Source organism: Massilia sp. P2_C2 (assembly GCF_056404615.1).
In genome coordinates this window covers 1-3046 of the sequence record NZ_JBFUDR010000496.1, presented here as the reverse complement: position 1 = coordinate 3046, position 3046 = coordinate 1, and the positions used below count along the sequence as shown (strand labels likewise).

Sequence of the window (3046 nt, the reverse complement as noted above, 5' to 3'; positions counted from 1 at the left end):
TGAAGTGCTTCGCCTGGGCCAGCGTGATGTGCGACGGCAGCGGCGGCACTTCCGGGTCGGTCTTGAACTCGAGGACGACGGGGCGGTCGGCCGCCAGCGCCTCGCGCCATGCTTCGCCCACCTGGTCCGGATCGGCGCAATAGATGCCTTTCAGGCCGATCAGTTCGCCGAAGCGGTGATAGGGTACGTCCGGAATCTGCTGCGTGGCCTCGAACTTGGGATTGCCCTCCATGACGCGCTGTTCCCACGTGACCTGGTTCAGGTCCTGGTTGTTGAAGACGCACACGATCCAGCGCGGATCCTGCCAACGCTTCCAGTACTTCGACACGGTGATCAGCTCCGCCATGTTATTCATCTGCATGGCGCCGTCGCCCACGAGCGCGATCACGGGGCGGTCCGGATGGGCGAACTTGGCCGCGATGGCATACGGTACGGCCGCGCCCATCGATGCGAGGCCGCCGGACAGCGAGTACATCTGGCCGCGCTGTACCTTGAGGTCGCGCGCATACCAGTTGGCGCAGGAGCCGGAATCGCTCGTGACGATGGCGTCGCGCGCGAGCAGCGGCGACAGTTCGTGGCACACGCGCTGCGGATTGATCGGGTTCGCGCCTGCCAGCGCGCGTTCTTCCAGCACCTTGTACGACTCGCGCACTTCCTTTTCGATCTTCGCGCGCCAGTCGGTATCCGTCTTGTCCCGCAGCAGCGGCAGCAGCAGGCGCAGCGTTTCGGCGGCATCGCCGTGCAGGTTGACCTCGGCCGGATAGCGCACGCTCAGCATCGTCGGGTCGATGTCGATCTGGACGGCGCGTGCCTTGCCTTCTTTCGGCAGGAATTCCGCGTACGGGAAGCCCGTGCCGATCATCAGCAGCGTGTCGCAATCGTTCATCATTTCCCAGCTGGCCCTGGTGCCCAGGATGCCGATCGAGCCCGTCACCCATGCCAGGTGGTCGGGCAAGGCGGCCTTGCCCAGCAGTGCCTTGGCACAGCCGGCCTGCAGGCGCTCCGCCACGGCGATCACCTCGTCGGTGGCGTTCAGCGCGCCGGCGCCGACGAGCATCGCGACCTTGCTGCCCGCGTTCAGCACATCGGCCGCGCGCCGCAGGTCCACCTCGTACGGGACGACCCGCGGCTTCGAGTAGCCGATGCCGGAGAACACGGAGCCGTGCCTGCGTGGCGGGTCTTCGTACGGCTTTTCCTGCAGGTCGTTCGGCAGCACGAGCACGCTCACGCCATTCCGCCCGAGTGCCGTGCGCATGGCGCGGTCGAGCAGGTGGCGCACCTGCGATGGCTGGCTCGCTTCGTACACGTAGTCCGCCACGTCCTGGAACAGGCGCTCCAGGTTCAGCTCCTGCTGGTAGTGCGCGCCGCGCGCCGTCGTCGGCGCCTGGCCGCAGATCGCGAGCACGGGCACGTGGTCGCATTTCGCGTCGTACAGGCCGGTCACCATGTGGGCCGCGCCGGGACCGCCGGTCGACAGGCATACGCCGGGCTCGCCCGTGAACTTGGCGTGCGCGGCGGCCATGAAGGCGCCCATCTCCTCGTGGCGTACCTGGATGAACTGGATCTTGCCGCCGGCGCGGTCGAGCGCGCCCAGCACGCCGTTGATGCCATCGCCCGGATAGCCGAAGATGGTGCGCACGCCCCATTCGACCAGGCGGTCGACGAAGAAGTCTCCGACGGTTTTGCTCATGTCATGTCCTCGTGGTTGCGTTGGTGGTTCAGTGCCTGCGCTGCTGGCGCAGTCCCAGCGCGAGACCGGTCAGACCCGCGGCCGCGCCCATGCCGGCCAGCAGCCACGTGCGGTGCGTCGTCGCCCACAGCTGCAGGCTGCGCGTGCTCGCGCCTTCGTCGAACGTGCCGTGCGCCGCGAACGGTCCGGGCACGGGGTGCCACAGGTTGTCGGGACGATCGGCCGGGATGGGCTGCGGACCCTGCTGGCCGGACACGCCCTTGCGTGCCAGGTACAGGTCGAGCAGGCGCGGGACGTATTTCTCGGCCAGCACGGTGGACAAGGTCGGCGCGCCGACGCAGATCTCGGCGCGGCGCGCATGCGCGGCCCACCAGATCGCGCGCGCGGCGACCTCCGGCTGGAAGTACGTGCCGATGGGTTTCGGATGGTGCGTCAGCGTCGTCTTGCACCACTCGAACTGCGGGGTGTTCACGCCAGGCATGTCGACGACGGCGATGTGGATGTTGCTGCGCTCGTGCTCCAGCTCCGTGCGCACGGACTGGGTGAATCCCTTGATCGCGTGCTTGGCTCCGCAATAGGACGATTGCAGGGGAATCGAGCGGTAGGCGAGCGCCGAGCTGATCTGCACGATGGTGCCGCGGTCGCGCGGCCGCATGCGTTTCAGCGCGGCCATCGTGCCCCATACGAAGCCGTGGTAGGTGACGTCGGTGACGCGGCGAAAATCTTCCGGCGCGATGTCGGCGAACGGGGCGAACACGGTCGCCATCGCATTGTTGACCCAGATGTCGATGGGTCCCAGCTCGCGTTCCGCCCGTTCGGCGGCGGCTTCCACCTGGGCATGGTCGGCCACGTCGGCGGAGATGGCGATGGCTTGCGGCGCACCGAGACGCTCGGCTTCGGCGCGCGCCGCCTCCAGCCGCGCCGTTTCGCGGGCGATCAGTGCGATGCGGGCGCCGCGGCGCGCAAATTGCCGTACGGCCGCACGGCCGATACCCGCGCTGGCGCCCGTGATCACGACGACTTCATGGCGTGTTTGCGGCATGTCGAGGCCCTCCGATGTTGCGCTGAAGGGCAAGCTTAGCACCAAGCGCCGATGCGCCTCGTCACGTTATGTTTGTGAAAAAGTTGTTGAACGCATGCATGGCAGGACGAAAAAAAGGCTGTGTTCGCGTTTGTTATGTGAACTTTAATTTGTTGCCGAAGTCATACGCATTGTCGAGTTAACTCTTCCGGAGTGACAATGCGCAGCCTGACGTTCGACGACCTGTTCGCCATGCTGGCCGCGGTCGCTTTGTCGGCCAACGACCTGGCCCGGCTGCGGGAATGGATCGCCAGCATCGCGCATCCGGCCGAGTG

The 3046-nt window shown here is 66.8% G+C and carries 2 protein-coding genes; both read right to left on the bottom strand.

Features of this window, described 5'->3' with window-relative positions:
- Nucleotides 1–1690: thiamine pyrophosphate-requiring protein (locus AC1DYX_RS29970; protein WP_477265685.1), on the bottom strand; the 1690-nt coding region annotated here is incomplete at its 3' end.
- 28 nt (nt 1691–1718) lie between these two features.
- Nucleotides 1719–2732 (bottom strand): SDR family oxidoreductase, encoded by a 1014-nt coding sequence (locus AC1DYX_RS29965; protein WP_477265683.1) that lies wholly within the window; start codon nt 2730–2732, stop codon nt 1719–1721.
- Nucleotides 2733–3046 lie beyond the last annotated feature (314 nt).

What these genes read in the sequence shown, in the direction of transcription:
- AC1DYX_RS29965 (WP_477265683.1), bottom strand. Translation starts at nt 2,732, where the DNA reads ATGCCGCAAACACGCCATGAAGTCGTCGTGATCACGGGCGCCAGCGCG.